16 protein-coding genes are annotated in these 17026 nt (G+C 70.1%); 7 read left to right on the top strand and 9 right to left on the bottom strand.

The features are described 5' to 3' along the window. The first annotated feature begins 38 nt into the window (after positions 1-38). Positions 39-1364, top strand: coding sequence for an MFS transporter (locus tag ACZ6WN_RS22305; RefSeq protein ID WP_465867691.1), 1326 nt, complete (start codon positions 39-41; stop codon positions 1362-1364). Between the two features lie 63 nt (positions 1365-1427). Here ACZ6WN_RS22305 and ACZ6WN_RS22300 read toward each other — a convergent pair whose 3' ends face one another. Beyond that, on the bottom strand, positions 1428-1814 hold the full coding sequence (locus ACZ6WN_RS22300) for a hypothetical protein (RefSeq protein WP_465867689.1): 387 nt from the start codon (positions 1812-1814) through the stop codon (positions 1428-1430). Between the two features lie 391 nt (positions 1815-2205). Between ACZ6WN_RS22300 and ACZ6WN_RS22295 the strand changes: the two genes are divergently transcribed. From ACZ6WN_RS22295 to ACZ6WN_RS22280, 4 genes are all read left to right on the top strand, one after another. Continuing rightward, entirely contained in the window at positions 2206-3897 is a 1692-nt protein-coding gene (locus ACZ6WN_RS22295; protein ID WP_465867687.1) for an MSCRAMM family protein, read from the top strand. A 112-nt stretch (positions 3898-4009) separates the two neighbouring features. Then, entirely contained in the window at positions 4010-4942 is a 933-nt protein-coding gene (locus ACZ6WN_RS22290; protein ID WP_465867685.1) for an alpha/beta fold hydrolase, read from the top strand. A 59-nt stretch (positions 4943-5001) separates the two neighbouring features. Beyond that, complete coding sequence (locus ACZ6WN_RS22285) at positions 5002-5829, top strand: IclR family transcriptional regulator (protein ID WP_465867683.1); 828 nt, start codon at positions 5002-5004, stop codon at positions 5827-5829. 50 nt (positions 5830-5879) lie between these two features. After that, positions 5880-6884: a 2-hydroxyacid dehydrogenase gene (locus ACZ6WN_RS22280; protein ID WP_465867681.1), complete on the top strand. Its 1005-nt coding sequence runs from the start codon at positions 5880-5882 to the stop codon at positions 6882-6884. Positions 6885-6887: 3 nt separating this feature from the next. Here the strand turns inward: ACZ6WN_RS22280 and ACZ6WN_RS22275 are convergent, their stop codons facing one another. Genes ACZ6WN_RS22275 through ACZ6WN_RS22250 form a run of 6 tightly spaced genes read right to left on the bottom strand, consistent with a single transcriptional unit; the run spans position 6888 to position 13021 of the window. Next, entirely contained in the window at positions 6888-7613 is a 726-nt protein-coding gene (locus tag ACZ6WN_RS22275; protein WP_465867680.1) for a sulfite exporter TauE/SafE family protein, read from the bottom strand. Beyond that, positions 7613-8626 (bottom strand): ABC transporter ATP-binding protein, encoded by a 1014-nt coding sequence (locus ACZ6WN_RS22270; protein WP_465867679.1) that lies wholly within the window; start codon positions 8624-8626, stop codon positions 7613-7615. Before ACZ6WN_RS22270 ends, ACZ6WN_RS22275 begins: the two co-directional genes overlap by 1 nt. Then, entirely contained in the window at positions 8623-9582 is a 960-nt protein-coding gene (locus tag ACZ6WN_RS22265) for an ABC transporter ATP-binding protein (RefSeq protein WP_465867759.1), read from the bottom strand. The genes ACZ6WN_RS22270 and ACZ6WN_RS22265 overlap by 4 nt, the downstream gene beginning before the upstream one ends. Positions 9583-9626: 44 nt before the next feature. Continuing rightward, positions 9627-10547: an ABC transporter permease gene (locus ACZ6WN_RS22260; protein WP_465867677.1), complete on the bottom strand. Its 921-nt coding sequence runs from the start codon at positions 10545-10547 to the stop codon at positions 9627-9629. Between the two features lie 13 nt (positions 10548-10560). Next, the gene (locus tag ACZ6WN_RS22255; protein ID WP_378725705.1) at positions 10561-11490 is read right to left on the bottom strand and encodes an ABC transporter permease; all 930 of its coding nucleotides are present in this window, start codon (positions 11488-11490) and stop codon (positions 10561-10563) included. A 31-nt stretch (positions 11491-11521) separates the two neighbouring features. Then, positions 11522-13021, bottom strand: coding sequence for an ABC transporter substrate-binding protein (locus tag ACZ6WN_RS22250; protein ID WP_465867674.1), 1500 nt, complete (start codon positions 13019-13021; stop codon positions 11522-11524). A gap of 266 nt (positions 13022-13287) precedes the next feature. Here ACZ6WN_RS22250 and kdgD point away from each other — a divergent pair, with 266 nt between their 5' ends. Both kdgD and ACZ6WN_RS22240 read left to right on the top strand, forming a co-directional pair. Further along, positions 13288-14202, top strand: a complete 915-nt coding sequence (gene kdgD, locus ACZ6WN_RS22245; protein ID WP_465867673.1) for a 5-dehydro-4-deoxyglucarate dehydratase — start codon at positions 13288-13290, stop codon at positions 14200-14202. Positions 14203-14228: 26 nt separating this feature from the next. Further along, positions 14229-15203, top strand: a complete 975-nt coding sequence (locus ACZ6WN_RS22240) for a 2-hydroxyacid dehydrogenase (RefSeq protein ID WP_465867672.1) — start codon at positions 14229-14231, stop codon at positions 15201-15203. Here ACZ6WN_RS22240 and ACZ6WN_RS22235 read toward each other — a convergent pair. Then, positions 15154-16446 carry a hemolysin family protein gene (locus ACZ6WN_RS22235; RefSeq protein ID WP_465867670.1) on the bottom strand — a complete coding sequence of 431 codons (1293 nt, stop codon included), beginning with the start codon at positions 16444-16446 and terminating at the stop codon, positions 15154-15156. The genes ACZ6WN_RS22240 and ACZ6WN_RS22235 overlap by 50 nt on opposite strands. 181 nt (positions 16447-16627) lie before the next feature. Continuing rightward, positions 16628-16915 (bottom strand): WXG100 family type VII secretion target, encoded by a 288-nt coding sequence (locus tag ACZ6WN_RS22230; RefSeq protein ID WP_141791345.1) that lies wholly within the window; start codon positions 16913-16915, stop codon positions 16628-16630. Positions 16916-17026: the final 111 nt, after the last annotated feature.

Here is a 17026-nt window from a genome sequence, read left to right as displayed (position 1 = left end):
ATGCGTGACGACACACGACCCCCGGAGGAGCAGTCCCCATGACTCAGTCAACGCGCGTCCCCGACGAACGGATGGCCCGCAAGGCGGGCATCGCCGCCTTCGTCGGCACCACGATCGAGTGGTACGACTTCTACATCTACGGCACCGCGTCCGCCCTGGTCTTCGGGCCGCTGTTCTTCAGCAACGCCGAGCCCGCGGTCGCGACCCTGCTCTCCTTCGCGACGTTCGCCGTTGGGTTCCTGACCCGGCCGCTCGGTGGCGTGGTCTTCGGCCACCTCGGTGACCGGATCGGCCGCAAGCGCTCCCTGATCCTGACGCTGCTGCTCATGGGTGTCACCACGGTCGGCGTCGGCCTGCTGCCGACGCACGCGGCCATCGGAGCCGCGGCGCCGGTGCTGCTGATCGTGCTCCGGCTGCTGCAGGGTCTCGCCGTCGGCGGCGAGTGGGGCGGCGCGGTGCTGATCGCGACCGAGCACACCCGCGCCGACCGCGGCTTCCTCTTCGGCGCCTTCGCCCAGCAGGGCTCCCCCGCCGGCCGCATCCTGGCCACCCTCAGCTTCCTCGCTGTCACCGGTCTGCTCCCCGACGACGCGCTGCTCGAGTGGGCCTGGCGACTGCCGTTCCTGGCGTCGGCCGCGCTGGTCGTGGTCGGGCTCGTGATCAGGCTCAGCCTCGAGGAGTCCCCGGCGATGAAGGACCTCCACGAGCGCAACGAGGTCGTCCGGGTCCCGGTGATCGAGCTGTTCCGCAGCAACTCCCGCGAGCTGACGCTCGGCGTCTTCGGCATCCTGTGCGTCTTCGTGGTCGTCTACGCCCGCGACACGTTCGCCCTCTCCTGGGCCACCACCCATCTCGGCTTCGGGAAGGACTCCTTCCTCACCATCATCCTGATCGCCAGCCTGGTGCAGTTCTTCGTGCAGCCGTTCGGCGCGGTGCTCGCCACCCGCTGGAACCCGCGCACCCTTGTCACCGTCCTGCTCGGCCTCGAGATCCCCGCGCTCGCGCTGATGTTCGTGCTGATGGGCACCGGGAACTGGACCCTCGCGATGATCGGCGCGGTGCTGGCCACCATCCCCGACGTGATGTTCTACGCGATCATGGCCGGCATGCTCGCCCAGGCCTTCCCGGCCCGCGTCCGCTACACCGGGATCTCGGTGACGTACGGCCTCTCCGGGGCGCTGTGCGGGACCACGCCGATGATCCTGCAGTGGCTCCTCGACACCTCCGGCAGCATCGTGGTGCCCGTCGCCTTCGGCGTCGTCACCACCGTGATCTCGCTGGTGTGCTCCCGCGCGCTGCTCGCCCGGGGCGCCGCCGAGACGGAGACCGCCGACGACGACGCGACGGTTCCCGCCGCTCGCTGAGCCGCGCTCACGGACCGATTCTCACGGCCTGATTCTCACAACCAGGTCCTCACGGCCAGATCCTCACCTGCCGGCGCCCAGCGAGCTACGCGCAAGCTGGGCGACGCGCTGGTTGCTGATCCCGGTCTCCGCCGCGATCCGCCCGAACGACCAGCCGCGTCGCCGCAACATCCGGACGGCCCGCGCGCTCTCCTCGTGCAGCTCCTCGAGATGCTGGTCGAACCTGCTGCGCTCGTGCTCGAGGTCACGGAGGATCGCGGCCGGGTCCTCCGGCTGGTCGGCACCGGCCCGGCGCGTCGGGGACCCGCCGGGCGCCAGCGCATCGGGTGGGTTGAACGCCCACAGGGTGTAGTCGTCGGCCCAGCGGATGAACCGGGCCATGCGGCTCTGACGGTGGAATCTGTTCAGGACGTCGACGTCCTCCACGGGACGTGTCACCTCAGCTGCCATCTCCGGCTCCTTCACGTGGTCGGGCACAGGCGGGGGAAGGTCCTCGGTATCCATGATCCGCGGCCGGGATGACCGAGCCGTTGAGCGCCGGTAACGGACAGGTAAGGGCCGAGACGGGATCCGTGCCCGGCAGGGCGCGTCGGCCGCCCGCTGCCACTTACCCGATCTTCGGCATGCACAAATACCCCGTGCGGGATAACGATCGAATAACGAGGACGCCCATCGAGCCCACCTGCCGATGCCCGCCCCGCTGAACACAACATCCGTCCAGGCCGCAGCCTCACGCGCCGACGGAGCCCGCACCCGGGACGCGAGCCCGCCCTCCCATGCAGACAGCGACCGCGAGGTCTCTGAAAGGGGACACGCCATGCGCTCGACACCGAGCCCACTCATGCCTCGCGCCAGTAAGCCGAGGTTCTTCAAGAGGTTGGCGGCGCTGTGCGCCACCGCCCTCGTCGTCACGACACTCGTCTCCTCAGGTGCCGCCGCGTCCCATCCCGAAGCCAGCCTCGCGGGCAGCAACTTCGAGATCGACGTCGACGCCAACCTCAAGGTCGACGACCCCTCGCCCTCGCTCGACTGGGCGAACGTCAACGAGACCCGCGCCACCGACAAGGTCAACGGCACCGGCGACGACTCCTACGCCGGCGGTGTCAAGGAGGACACCTCCTGTCCCGGCGCGGTGACCGACTCCATCCCGCCGAACAAGAGCGACCTGCTGAGCTTCCACGTCTACCGCGAGGCGGGGACGGGCAGCCACCCCGGGTTCCTGAACCTCGCCTGGAGCCGGGTCAGCGACCCGAGCGGCACCACGCTGATGGACTTCGAGTTCAACCAGTCCAGCACCAAGTGCGCCTCCGGCCCCAACGTCGTCCGCACGGCCGGTGACCTCCTCATCGAGTACGCCATCGACCAGGGTGGATCCCGCGCCGACATCACCGCACGCCGGTGGACCGGCAGCGCCTGGGGTCCGACCACCGACCTGGACGTCCCCTCCGCCACCTGCGGCGGCGCACCCTGCGCGGCCGGCACCATCAACACCTCGCCCATCCCGGCCTCGGCCTCCGACGGGCTGATCACCTCCGGGGAGAAGCAGGCACGGACCTTCGGAGAGGCGCAGATCGACCTGCGGCTCCTCTTCCAGCCGAACAAGTGCGCGTCGTTCGGCAGCGCGATGCTGAAGAGCCGGTCCTCGGACTCCTTCACCTCTCAGCTGAAGGACTTCGTGGCACCTGTCGGGATCAACCTGCAGAACTGTGGCCAGGTGATCATCCGCAAGCAGACGCTCCCGGACGAGAACCCCAACACCACCGACTTCGGCTACACCAAGTCGTTCGGCACCGATCCCACCTCGACGAACACGTTCACGCTCAGGGACGACGGCGTCAAGGACTACGGCAAGACCGTGCTCTTCGGCAGCGGCTATACGGTCGTCGAAGACGTGATCCCGTCCAACTGGGCCTTCGTCAGCGTGAACTGCAACGCGAGCACGGGGGTCACGCCGAGCATCAACGGTGCGACGGTGACGTTCGCGATCGACAGCGACGCCGATGTGCTCGACTGCACCTACACCAACCGGCTCGAGCTCGGGGCACTGAAGATCCTGAAGAACAGCACCAAGGGCGGAGCCGTCACCAACGCGGGAGCGGTCTTCTCCTACGACGGCGCCAGCGTGACCGACAACGGGGCCGGCGACCAGGATCCCGACGTCGGTGAGGTCTGCGTCTCCGGGCTCTCGCTCGGCGACTACGACGTGACCGAGACCTCGCCGCCTCCGGGCTACGACGACGCTCCCGGAGGTCCGCAGACCGTCACCGTGGTCAGTGGCACCAACTGCACCGACAACCAGCCGACCGGTACGGCGGTCGCGACGTTCACCAACGCACCGCTCGCCGACATCCAGGTCAACTTCCGTGACGGCGGCTCGGGCGAGACCAGCCTGACGTCGATGACCTGCGAGAACACCGGGACGACACCGGACACCGGCGCGGCCTCCGGATGGGACGACACGGTGACCCATGAGGGCATCCCGGTCGACCCGTCGCCGAGGACGATCACCTGCACCATCGTGATCGACCCCTGATCCCCCACCACCACCCACCACGGGGCCGTCCGGTTCACCGGGCGGCCCCGTCGCGTGCGGCCACCGGCGCGGCTGCAACATGCTCGAAATCCGTGGCGACTAACGTGCGGTCATGGCGCGGGCGATAGTGCAGCAGTCGCGGATGGTCCACGGCTACCGACGTGCGTACCGCATCGGTGGCGACGGCTCCGCGATCATGTTCATCCACGGGATCGGCGACAGCTCGCGGACGTGGGACGAGGTGCTCCCGCTGTTCGCCGAGAACCATCTCGTCATCGCCCCCGACCTCCTCGGTCACGGCGACTCCGACAAGCCCCGTGCCGACTACTCGGTCGGCGGGTTCGCCAACGGCATGCGCGACCTCCTGGCGGTGCTGGACGTGGAGCGCGTGACTCTCGTCGGCCACTCGCTGGGCGGAGGGATCGCGATGCAGCTCGCCTACCAGTACCCACACCTGGTCGAGCGGATCGTGCTGGTCTCCAACGGTGGCTCCGGGCGGGGTGTCTCGACCTGGCTGCGACTGGCGACGCTGCCGATGGCACCGGAGCTTCTCCAGCTGCTGCGGCTGCCGATCTCCCGAACCGGGTTGTCCGCCTCCCTCGCCCTCCTGCGCCGCATCGACCACGACCTCGGTGTCGACACCCTCGACCTCATCCGGATCGTCGACGCGCTGCCCGACGCCCGGTCCCGCCAGGCCTTCGCCCGGACGCTGCGCGCCGTCGTCGACTGGCACGGCCAGGTCGTCACGATGCTCGATCGTAGCTATCTGGTCGAGAACATCCCGACACTGATGATCTGGGGCGACCGCGACGGTGTCGTCCCGTTCCGCCACGCCGGACAGGCGCGGCTAGCGATGCCGTACGCATCTCTCGACGTGTTCCACGGTGCCGGCCACTTCCCGTTCCGGTCCGACCCCGAGCGGTTCGCGATGACGGTCGAGAGGTTCATCCGCGGCACCACGCCGGCGACGTGGGACCAGCGGACGTGGCAGACGCGGCTGCGCACCGGACCCGAGGTCCACGCCGAGCACGCGCAGGGCGAGTAGGACGGCCACACCGTCTTCATATGTGGACGGGCATCTGACCTGCGCATTAGCCTGCGCACATGAACGACGCTGCCGCGCCCGAGACGGGCGCCGTCACGACACCCACCGGAGGAGTCCGGGAGGTGAAGTCGGCCGCCCGCACGGTCGAGATCCTCGAGTTCCTCGCCGCCCGCCAGAACCGCCCGGTGCGACTACGCGAGCTGAGCGAGGCACTGGGCGTCCCGCGCAGCAGCCTTCACGCCCTGCTCCGCACCCTCGCCAAGCACGGCTGGGTACGCAGCGACACCACCGGCACGCTCTACGGCATCGGCATCCGGGCCCTGCTGGCCGGCACCAGCTACCTCGACACCGATCCCTATCTCCCCCAGGTGACCCCGTTCCTCGTCGAGCTGCGCGAGCAGCTCGACGAGACGTTCCACTTCGGCCGGCTCGACGGCACCGACGTGGTCTACCTCGCCACGCGTGAGTCGTCGCAGTACCTCCGCCCCTACAGCCGCGTCGGTCGCAGGCTGCCCGCCTACTCCACCTCGCTGGGCAAGGCGGTCCTGGCCGCGCAGCCCGAGGACGAGGTCGCCGACCACCTGCCGGCAGAGCTCGCACCACTCACTCCCCACACGCTCACCGACCAGGACGCGCTCGCCGCCGAGCTCGACGCGACCCGCCGGCGCGGCTACGCGATCGACAACGAGGAGAACACCCTCGGGCTGCGCTGCATCGCGGTCGCTCTGGACTACGACGAGCCGGTCTCCGACGCGATCAGCGCCTCCATCCCGATCGCCCGGCTCACCCCCGAACGGGAGGCCGAGGTCATCGCCGCCCTGCGCCAGGCGGCGGACCGGATCGTCCGCGTGGTCGGCCCGATCCGCAACTCCCTCACCTGGGGCTGACTTCATACGGAGACCTTGTCCACGGATGTAGACGCTGACAGAATGCGTGGGTGACCTCGACTCCCCCACCCACGCCGTTGCACGTGCTCGTGACCGAGCCGATCATGGCCCGGTTCACCGACGTGCTGACCCGCGAGGGCGCCTCGCCCCACGAGTGGACGTTCGCGTGGGGCGAGGACCCCCGCCTCGCCGAGGCGGCCGCGAGTGCCGAGGTGCTGGTCTGCTCCTCCACGACACCGGCGCTGCTGGCCGCGATGCCCCGGCTCCGGCTGGTGCACGTCACCGGTGCCGGCGTGGACAAGATCCCGCTCGACGCGCTGCCCGAGGACGTACGACTGGCCAACACCTTCCATCACGGCCGCTCCATCGCCGAGCACGTGATGATGGTGTCGATGATGCTGCTGCGCGGCGTCCTGCGATCCGAGGCCGACATGCGCCGCGGGGTGTGGAGCAACGCGATCGTGTCCGGCGACTACCCGTTCGGCGGGGTCCTGGCCGGCCGCACCCTCGGCATCGTCGGCTTCGGCGAGATCGGCTCGAGCGTGGCCCGGCTCGGTGCCGCGATGGGGATGAGGGTCCGAGCCGTACGCCGCAACCCCGACGCACCGCTGCCCGAAGGCATCGAGCTGGACTGGGTCGGCCCCGACTCCGCCCTGCACGAGCTGCTGGCCGCCTCCGACGTGGTCGTCGTGACCGTCCCGCTGAGCGAGGCGACCCGCGGGCTCATCGACGCCGCGGCCCTGGCCGCGATGCGCCCCACCGCCGTGCTGGTCAACGTCGCCCGCGGTGCGGTGGTCGAGGAGCAGGCGCTCCACGACGCGCTCACCGCCGGCGCGATCGCCGGTGCCGGCATCGACGTGTGGTGGCGCAACCCCCGTGACCCCGACGCTCCCCCGCCCTCCCACCTCGACTTCACCGACCTGCCCAACGTCGTGCTCACCCCGCACCAGTCGGGTCACACCGCCGAGGTCTTCGCCGGCCGCGCGCAGGACATCACCGACAACGTCGACGCGCTGGCCGAGGGCCGTCCGCTGCGCAACCAGGTGACGCTGTAGGGCCTACCCCAGGAGCTGGTCGACCACCAGCACGACGGCACCGAAGATCGACACCGCGATCGCCGTACGCCGCAGCCGCACCGGCGACATCACCCGGTTGAGCAGCAGCGACAGCCCCCAGCCGGCGAACGGGGCGGGCACGAGCGCCGCGGTGACCAGCAGGGTGCGCTCGTCGACGGACCCGGTGGCGGCCAGGGCGAGGAACGACAGCACCGAGCCGACGAGGAAGAACGTGCTCATCGAGCTGCGCAGCACCGCGCCGTGCTTCTGCTGCCAGACCAGCGCCATCGGCGGACCTCCGATCGAGGTGGCCGTGCCGAGCAGCCCCGAGGCCGCACCGGCGGTGACGAGGTTGCGACGCACCGGCCGCGGCTGCCAGCCGAGCGAGTTGAGCGCGACACCGACCAGCACGACGCCGGCCAGCAGCAGGGCGAGACCCCGCTCGGGCAGAGCCGCGACGAGCAGCGCTCCCGCGACCGTCCCGGGCACCCGGCCGAACAGCGCCCACCCCGTGCCACCGAGGTCGATGTGCTGCCGTTCGGTGACGACGACCATGACCGTGACCACGAAGGCGAGCATCACCAGGGTGCCGGGCAGCAGCCCCGGATCGACCAGGGCGACGACGGGGGCGGCGAGCATGCCCATGCCGAAACCGATCGAGGCCTGGAGCGCCGAGGCCAGGACGACGGCGACGGCCACGAGCGCGAAGGACCCGATCGAGATCCCCATCAGCCCACCTGCGCCGCGGCCAGCTCCTGCTCCGGCGACCCCAGTGGATGGAAGCACTCGGCCGTGTGGGCGCCGTCGACCGGGTCGACGGCGAGCGGAGGAAGTGCGGTGGCGCACTCGTCGGTCGCCTTCCAGCAGCGGGTCCGGAACCGGCACCCGGACGGCGGGTTGAGCGGCGAGGGGATCTCCCCCGACAGGATGATCTGCTCGCGCCGGCGCTCGTGGTCGAGCGAGGGCGCCGCCGACAGCAGCGCGCCGGTGTAAGGATGCTGGGGCCGCTCGAACGTCGACTCGGTCTCCCCCTGCTCGACGATCCGGCCGAGATACATCACCACGACCCGGTCGGCGACGTGCCGCACCACCGACAGGTCGTGCGAGATGAACAGGTACGCCACCCCGAGCTCCCGCTGCAGGTCGTTGAGCAGGTTCAGCACCTGTGCCTGCACCGAGAGGTCGAGCGCGGAGACCGGCTCGTCGCAGACGATCACGTCGGGGTTGAGCGCGAGCGCGCGGGCGATACCCAGGCGCTGCCGCTGGCCACCGGAGAACTCCTGCGGATACTTCCCGGCGTCGCCCGCCCGCAGCCCGACGAGGTCCAGCAGCTCACGCACCCGGGCCGTGCGCTCCCGCGAGGTCTTGTGGAGTCCCCGGTGCGTACGCCACGGCTCGCTCACGATGTCGCCCGCCGACATCCGGGCGTTGAGCGAGGCGAACGGGTCCTGGAAGACCATCTGCACCCGGCGCCGGAACGCCAGCAGGTCCGCGCCCCTGGTCGTCGTCGGGTCGACCCCGTCGAAGCGTACGGAGCCGCCGTCCGGGGTCTCCAGCATGAGCAGCGTGCGGGCGAGGGTGGACTTGCCGCAGCCGGACTCCCCCACCAGGCCGAGCGTCTCGCCCCGGTGCAGGTCGAGGCTGACGCCGTCGAGGGCGCGCAGCTCCTTGCGCTTGCCGGCGTGACGTACCGGGAAGATCTTGGTGAGGTCGCGGACCTCGAGAAGCGGTGCGTTGCTCATCGGTTCACCTCGTCGGGGAAGTGGCAGGCGGACAGATGACCGGGGGCGACCTCACGGGCCGCGGGCCGCTCCTCGCGGCAGCGGTCGCGGGCGATCGGGCAGCGGTCCTGGTAGACGCAGCCGGCCGGGATCGCGGCCAGCTCCGGCGGCGAGCCGCCGATCGACCTCAGCTCCGCACCGCGCTCGGCGTGCACCGGCACCGACTCCAGCAGGCCGGCGGTGTAGGGGTGCTTCGGGGCGCCGAAGACCTCCTCGACCAGGCCCTGCTCGACCACGTTGCCGGCGTACATCACCACGACGCGGTCGGCCTGCTCGAAGACCAGGGCGAGGTCGTGGGTGATCAGCACGACCGCCATGTCGCGCTCCTCGCGCAGGTCCTTGAGCAGGCTCATGATCTGGGCCTGGACCGTGACGTCGAGCGCGGTGGTCGGCTCGTCGGCGAGCAGCACGGCCGGCGAGAGCGCGACGCCGATCGCGATCAGCAGCCGCTGTCGCATGCCGCCCGAGAACTGGTGCGGGTAGGAGTCGATCCGTGTCTCCGGCTCGGGGATGCCGACCCGGCGCATCAGCTCGATGGCCTCCTTGCGGGCGGCCCTCTTGGACAGGCCGCGGTGGATCCGGAACGGCTCGGCCAGCTGCGTACCCACGGTGTAGACGGGGTTGAGCGCGGTGAGGGCGTCCTGGAAGACGATCGCCAGCTCCTTGCCGGCGATGTCGCGCCGACGCCTCGCCGAGGCGGTCCGCAGGTCGGTGGTGCCGCCCTCGCCGGTGATGCGGACGGCACCCTCGGTCACGTCGGCAACGGGCTCCAGCAGCCCGACGACCGCGGTGGCGGTCATCGACTTGCCGCACCCCGACTCACCGAGCAGCGCGAGGGTCTCGCCGCGGCGTGCCTGGAAGGTCACCTTGTCGACGGCGCGGACGACACCGTGGGGCGTCCGGATGTCGACGCTCATGCCGTCGACGTCGAGGGCGACGGCCTTCTCGGTCAGAGTGCTGTTCACTGGGCGTCCTCCATAACACTCTCGGTGACGGTCGGGGTGGCGCGGCGACGCCGGCGGCGCGGGACGGTGAGCCGCCACCGCTGAGCCGGATCGGTGGCCAGCCGCACCCAGGCGGCGAGCACGGCGGCGGACACCGTCGCGATCACGATGGCCAGGCCGGGGAAGAACGAGAGCCACCATGCGGTCTGCAGGTAGTTCTGCCCCTGGGCGACCATCAGGCCCCAGCTGACGTCGGGTGCCTGGATGCCGATGCCGAGGAAGCTCAGCGACGACTCGGCGAGCATGACGTAGCAGAAGTCGAGCGTGGCGACCGTCAGCAGAGTCGGCAGCACGATCGGGAACACGTGACGGCGGATGATGCTGAAGCTGCCCGCCCCGAACGTACGGGCGGCGTCGACGAAGACCCGGCTCTGCAGCTCGGCCGACTCCGCCCTCGCGGTGCGCAGGTAGATCGGGATGCGGGTGATCGCCAGCACGATGACGATGTTGCGCGGGCTCGGCGAGTAGACGTAGAGCACGACGACCGCCATCAGCAGCGACGGGAAGCTCAGGATCACGTCGGCGATCCGCATCACGACGGTCTCCCGCCAGCCGCGGTGGTAGCCGGCCCACATGCCGACCACCGAGCCGATGACGAGCGAGATCAGCACCGCCGGGACGGCGACGCCGAGGGTCGTGCGGGTCGCGACGACGATCCGGGCCAGGACGCTGCGCCCGAGCGAGTCCGTGCCCAGGACGTAGAGCCAGCCGTCGAGCTCGAGCGGTGCCCGGTTGCCTCGGGTCAGGTCCTGGGCGTTGGCCTCGCTGCCGAGCAGGACCGGCCCGAAGACCGCCACGAGCAGGATGAAGCAGAGGATCACGGCGGCCACGGTCGCGACCTTGTCGCGCAGCAGCATCCGCCAGTAGCTGGTGCTCATCAGTTCTCCTCCTTCACACCATCGCCTTGTCGCGCACACGGGCGTCGAGCAGGGCGTAGCAGATGTCGATGGCGATGTTGAGCAGGAAGATCGTCACCGCGGTGAGCAGCACGGCCGCCTGCAGGATGGCGAAGTCGCGGCCGGTGATCGAGTCGATCATCAGCTTGCCGATGCCGGGCCAGCCGAAGATCGACTCCACGACCACGGCACCGTTGACCAGCCCGACCGCCAGGTCACCGGCCACGGTCAGCGCCGGGGCGGCGGCGTTGCGCAGGGCGTGGTGAGCCACGACCCGACGGCTGTCGGCACCCTTGCTGCGTGCCAGCCGGACGTACGGCGCGGACAGGGCCGCCACCATCGCGCCCCGTACCACCTGGGTGAGCACGCCGACGGGGCGCAGCAGCAGCACCGCGATCGGCAGGACCCACGACAGCAGGCCGGCGTCGACGCCCGAGGTCGGCAGCACCCCGAGCATCACCGCGAAGACCCAGACCCCCATGATCGCGAGCCAGAAGTCGGGCACGCTCGCGGCGGTCATCGAGAGGAACGACGCGAACCGGTCGGCCAGCGAGTTCGGACGGTACGCCGCCCACGAGCCGATCACGACGGCGAGGACGACCGCGATGAGCATCGTGGTGATCGCCAGCTGGAGCGTCGCGGGGAAGGCCCGCAACGCCATCGCGGCCGCGGACTCACCCGTGCTCAGCGAGGTGCCGAAGTCGAGGCGGAGGATGCCCTGGAGGTAGTCGACCAGCTGCTGCCAGACCGGCAGGTCGAGGCCGTTGACCGCTCGGAAGGTCTCCTTCTGCGCCTCGGTGGCGTTCTCCGGCAGGTACAGGCTGGCCGGGTCGCCGGTGAGGCGGGCCAGGAAGAACACCCCGAGCAGCACCACGACGAGCGGCAGCAGCGAGGTGAGGGCTCGCTTGCGGAGGAACGTCACCATCGATGACCTCCTGGGTGAGTCGCGGCCGGGCTCACTCGGCCGGCTTCATCTCGGTCACGCGCATCTCGTCGCCGGTCGCCGAGTTGGGCTCGTACTCGACGTTGTCGGACTCGCCGATGATGCCGGTCATGTGCGCGATGTAGGCGAACTGCGAGACCAACTCCGGCTCGTCGGCGAAGATGTCGGCGAACGCGGTCTGGCGGTCGTCGCCCTCGGCCTTGTCGGCGGTGGCGATCTGGGCGTCGAACTCGGGCGTCCCGAACGTCGACTGGGCGCCGTCGCTGAGCATGTACTGGTCGACGGAGAACTGGGCGTCGCCTGCCTGGTTACCGTGCTGGACGAGGATGATGTAGGGCCCGGTGTTCTTCGGGAACGGGCGGGACTGGTACTCGACCGACGCGGCGGTGTCCATCATCTCGATCGAGACGTTGAGGCCGATGTCCTCGAGCGCCTTCTGGACGACCTCGACGGTCTCGCCGACCTTGGGGAAGAGGCCGTTGCGGGAGATCAGCCGGATCTTGGTGTCGGTCGGCACCCCGTCGGCCTTGGCCTCGGCGATGAGCGCGGTGGCCTTCTCCGGGTCGTACGGCCACGCCTCGAGGTCCGGGTTGTGGCCCACGACGCCCTCGGGCACCAGCTGGGAGGCGACGTCGGCGTAGCCCTCGAAGAGGCTGTCGACGATGGACTCGCGGTCGATCGCGTAGTTGATCGCCTGCCGCACCCGGATGTCGTCGAGCGGGGCGTACGTCCCGGTCGAGCGCAGCGCGGTCGTCTCGTTGTTCGGGTAGCGGACCGCGGCGTCACCGGAGAGGTCCTCGGGCGCGAGACCGGTGGCGATGTCGGCCTCGTCGTTGGTGATCATGGCGGCGCGGACGCTGCCCTCCTCACGCCACTGGTACTCCGCCTTCTTGAAGGCGGGGGCCTCGCCCCAGTAGGTGTCGTTGACCGCGAGGGTCAGCTTGGTGCCGTTCTGCCAGTCCTCGATCTTGTAGGGGCCGGTGCCGATCGGCTCGCGCACCTTGGCGGTGTCGCTCGTCGAGGCGGGCACGACCTCGATGAACGAGAGGCGCAGCGGAAGGATCGGGTCGGCCTCGGCGGTGGTCACCTCGAGGTGGGTGGCGTCGACGGCCTCGGCCCGGAGGTCGTCGTCACCGAAGACGTACCCCTCGACGTTGCAGCCGAAGGTGCCGTTGACCGCGCGGTCGATGGAGTGCGCGGCGGCCTCGGCGTCGAAGGCGGAGCCGTCGGAGAACGTCACGCCCTCGCGGAGCGTGAAGGTCCACTTCGTCGGCTCGGTCTGCTCCCACTCGGTGGCGAGCAGCGGCTGGAGCTCGCCGGAGGCCGGGTCGCGCTCGACCAGCGGCTCGGTGATGTTGGAGCGCACGACGACGCCCGTGGAGGTCAGGTTGGCATCGCACGGTTCGAGGGTCGGCGGCTCCTGCGGGAGCACGATCCGGACCGTGTCGGTGGCGGCGCCGGCGCTGTCGGAGTTGGCGACACCGCAGGCGGAGAGGGTGAGCGAGACAGCCATGAGCGCGGCGCCTGCGAGACCGCAACGAGACCGCAACGAGGGACGAAAGTTCATGCGACTGTTCCTCCAGTCGATCGGCGACATCTACATATGTGGACGTCGTTGTCATTCGTGGATGAACCGTACGAGCGAGTTTTGTGTGACGTCAAGCACGTCAGGCAATGCCCATAGGGCATCGAGCGATGCCGTCACGATGTTGGACGCGTATCGCATCGGCTACCTAGCCTCGGGATCTCCGACGTCGTCGAAACCCCTGAGGAGACCCCATGGGCCGCTACTCCCCCACCGAGCTCCGTGACGCCCTCGGCGCCGGTCTGCTGTCGTTCCCGGTGACGCACGCGACCGCCGACTACGCCTTCGACGAGGACGGCTACCGCACGCACCTGCAGCACCTCGACGGCTTCGACGTCGCCGGCCTCTTCGCGGCCGGTGGCACCGGTGAGTTCTTCTCGCTGACCCACGACGAGGTGTCCCGCGTCCTCCGGGCCACCGTCGAGGAGGTCAAGGACGGCACCCCGGTGCTGGGCGCGGCCGGCTACGGCACCTCCCAGGCCGTCGCGATGGCGCAGCGCGCCGAGGCGGACGGCGCCGACGGCGTGCTGCTGCTGCCGCCCTACCTCACCGAGCTGCCGGGGCGGGGCCTGTACGAGCACGTCGCCCGCGTCTGCTCCGCCACCTCGCTCGGCGTGATCGTCTACCACCGCGCCAACGCCCGCTACGACGCCGCCACGATCGTCCGTCTCGCCGAGGAGTTCCCGAACCTCATCGGCTTCAAGGACGGCGTCTGCGACATCGACCTGCTGGCCACGCTGAACGCCCGCCTCGGCGACCGCCTGCTCTACGTCGGCGGCCTGCCCACCGCGGAGACCTATGCCCTCCCCTATCTGGAGCTCGGGGTCAGCACCTACTCCTCGGCGATCTTCAACTTCGCCCCGCAGTGGGCGGTCGAGTTCTACACCGCCGTACGCAACCGCGACCGCGACGAGGTGCTCGCCCGGCTCCGCGACTTCGTCGTCCCCTACATCGCGATCCGCGACCGCGAGGCCGGCTACGGCGTCTCGATCGTCAAGGCCGGGCTCACCGCGGCCGGCCGTCCGGCCGGACCCGTACGTCCCCCGCTGACCGATCTCACCGAGCAGGACCTGGCGGAGCTGACCGCCCTCGTCAAGACCGTCATCTGACGGCCACCCGAACGACAGGAGAAACCGTGACCCGCCGCATCCTCCAGGTAGGACCGCTCAAGCCGTCGCTGGCTGCCACCCTCACCGACCGCTACGACTCGCTGGTGCTGCCCGAGGACGAGACCCGCACCGCGTTCCTCGCCGAGCACGGGCCCTCGATCGGCGCCGTGGTGACCACCGGACGCACCGGCGTACCGGCCGAGCTGATGGCGCAGCTGCCGGCGCTCGGCGCGATCATCAACTTCGGGGTGGGCTACGACACCACCGACGTCGAGACCGCCGCCGCACGCGGGGTGCTGGTCTCCAACACCCCCGACCTGCTGACCGACTGCGTGGCCGACACCGCGCTCGGGCTCGCCATCGACACCTTGCGTGGCCTCAGCGCCGCCGACCGGTTCGTCCGCCGCGGCGACTGGCCCGAGGTCGTCACCTACCCGCTGACGCGCAAGGTCTCCGGCAAGCGGGTCGGCATCCTGGGTCTGGGCCGGATCGGGCAGGCGATCGCGACCCGCTTCGAGGCGTTCGGCTGCCCGATCTCCTATCACTCCCGCCGCGAGGTCCCCGGCTCCGCCTACACCTACGCCGCCTCCCCCGCCGACCTCGCCGCCGACGTCGACATCCTGGTGCTGGCCACCTCCGGCGGCAGCGGTACGCAGCGCCTCGTCGACCGCAAGGTGCTCGAGGCGCTGGGACCCGACGGCTACCTCATCAACATCGCGCGTGGCTCCGTGGTCGACCAAGACGCCCTGGTCGAGCTGCTGCTCGAGGGTGGCATCGCCGGCGCCGGCCTCGACGTCTACACCGAGGAGCCCACGGTCCCGGCGGAGCTGATGGCCCTCGACAACGTGGTGCTCCTCCCCCACCTGGCCAGCGGCACCGTCGAGACCCGTGCCGCCATGGAGCAGCTGACCCTCGACAACCTCGATCGCTGGCTCGCCGAGGGCACCGTCCTCACTCCGGTGCCGGAGGTGTCACCTCGGGGCGCAGCGCGATCTCGGTGATCCGGTTGCCGTTCCGGGCGGCCACCTCCAGGGTGCCGCCCGGGAGGGCCAGCACCTCGCCGACCTGTGGGATGTGCCCCAGCCGGGAGATGAGGTAGCCCGCGACGGTCTCGTAGCCGCCGTCCTCGAGCTCGATGCCGGTGGTGTCCGCGAAGTCCTCGATCGTCATCGCACCGTCGATACGGGACAGGTCGCCGTGATCGCGGATACGCGCCTCGCCGTGGTCGTACTCGTCGCGGATGTCGCCGATCATCTCCTCGACGAGGTCCTCGAGGGTCACGATGCCGTCGGTGCCGCCGTACTCGTCCACGACCATCGCCAGGTGGGTGCCGCCCTCGCGCATGGTGGCGATCGAGGGGATCACGCGCTTGCTCCCGGGCAGTGCGAGCACCGGACGGCAGACGTCGCGGATGGTGCGCTGGTCGGTCGCGTGGACACCGAGCAGGTCGCGTACGTGCAGGAAGCCGAGGATGTCGTCGAAGCCCTCACCGGTCACCGGGTAGCGCGAGTACGGCAGGTCGCGGACCATCTCGGCGGCCTCGGGAAGCGGCATCGAGGCGGGCATGAAGGTGACGTCGCCGCGTGGGCGCATCACCTCCTTCAGGCTCGTCTCGGTGGTGCTGAAGACGTCGCGGAGGATCCGGCGCTCGTCCTCCTCGAGGTCCCGGTTCGTCGAGACCATCTCGCGCAGCTCCTCCTCCGAGACCTCCTCGGCCGAGGCCTTGGGATCGCCGCCAAGCAGCCGTACGACGGCGTTGGTGGAGACCGAGAGCAGCCAGATGACCGGCCGCATCACGTTGGCGAACTTGTCCAGCACGGGCGCGACCGCTAGCGAGATGCCAGCGGCCTTCTGCAGCGCCAGCCGCTTGGGCACCAGCTCGCCCAGCACCAGGGAGAGATAGGCGATGAACAAGGTGAGCACGATCAGCGCCGTGGTCTCGGCGAGCGCCTCACCCAGGCCGAGGCGCTCGAGGTAGGGCGCGACGTCGGGAGCGATCGCCGACCCGCCGTAGGCCGCGGAGAGGAACCCGGCGACGGTCACGCCGATCTGCACCGCGGCCAGGAAGCGGTTGGGGTCACGGGCGACCTCCGCGACGCGTGCCCCGCGGGGCCCCTGACGCTGGAGCGCGGCCAGCTGGCTCTCGCGCAGCGACACCAACGCCAGCTCGGTCGCGGCGAAGACGCCGCCGACCAGCACGAACACCAGCACCAGCCCGAGACTGAGGAATGTCTGGCTGTCCATCAGGCCCGCTCACCCCTGGTATCGATCCGGGATGAGCGGTAAGAACTTCGAGGCCTCTTCACACGGATGAATCTACCTGCCGACCCACGAAGCGACGCCTTCCCGGGCCGAGTCGGACGTACGAGGTCGTCCGGCGTGCCGTGGGCCGGCGGCGCCGGCCCACCACCTGTCCGGCTGTCGATCAGCCGCCGGCGAGCTGGGAGTCCAGGTCCTGGATCGCGGTCGCCATGTCACGCAGAGCCTGCGCCATGTCCTCGACACCGGCGATGGCGTCCTTCAGACCGGTCGTCATCTCCGAGTAGCCGTCCTGGAACTTGCCCGACGCCTTCTCCGTCTTGAACCCGTCCTGAACCAGCTCGTCCACATAGCCCTGGCACTCGTCCAGCGCCGACTCGATGGTGTCCTTGCCCTGGTCGAGCTTGTCGGCAGTGCCGGTCATCTCGTCGTACGTTGCCCCGAAATCACTCATCGATCATGCCTTCCCGAGTTTGTCGATGCACCGCGCCTCGTCCGGGCGCTGGCGGCAACGATAGTGCAGTCCACGGTCAGCGGCGAGGTAAAGCCCGGGGTTCGTCGGCAC

The organism is Nocardioides sp. NPDC054178, from assembly GCF_055585005.1.
This window is presented reverse-complemented; position numbering and strand designations above follow the sequence as displayed.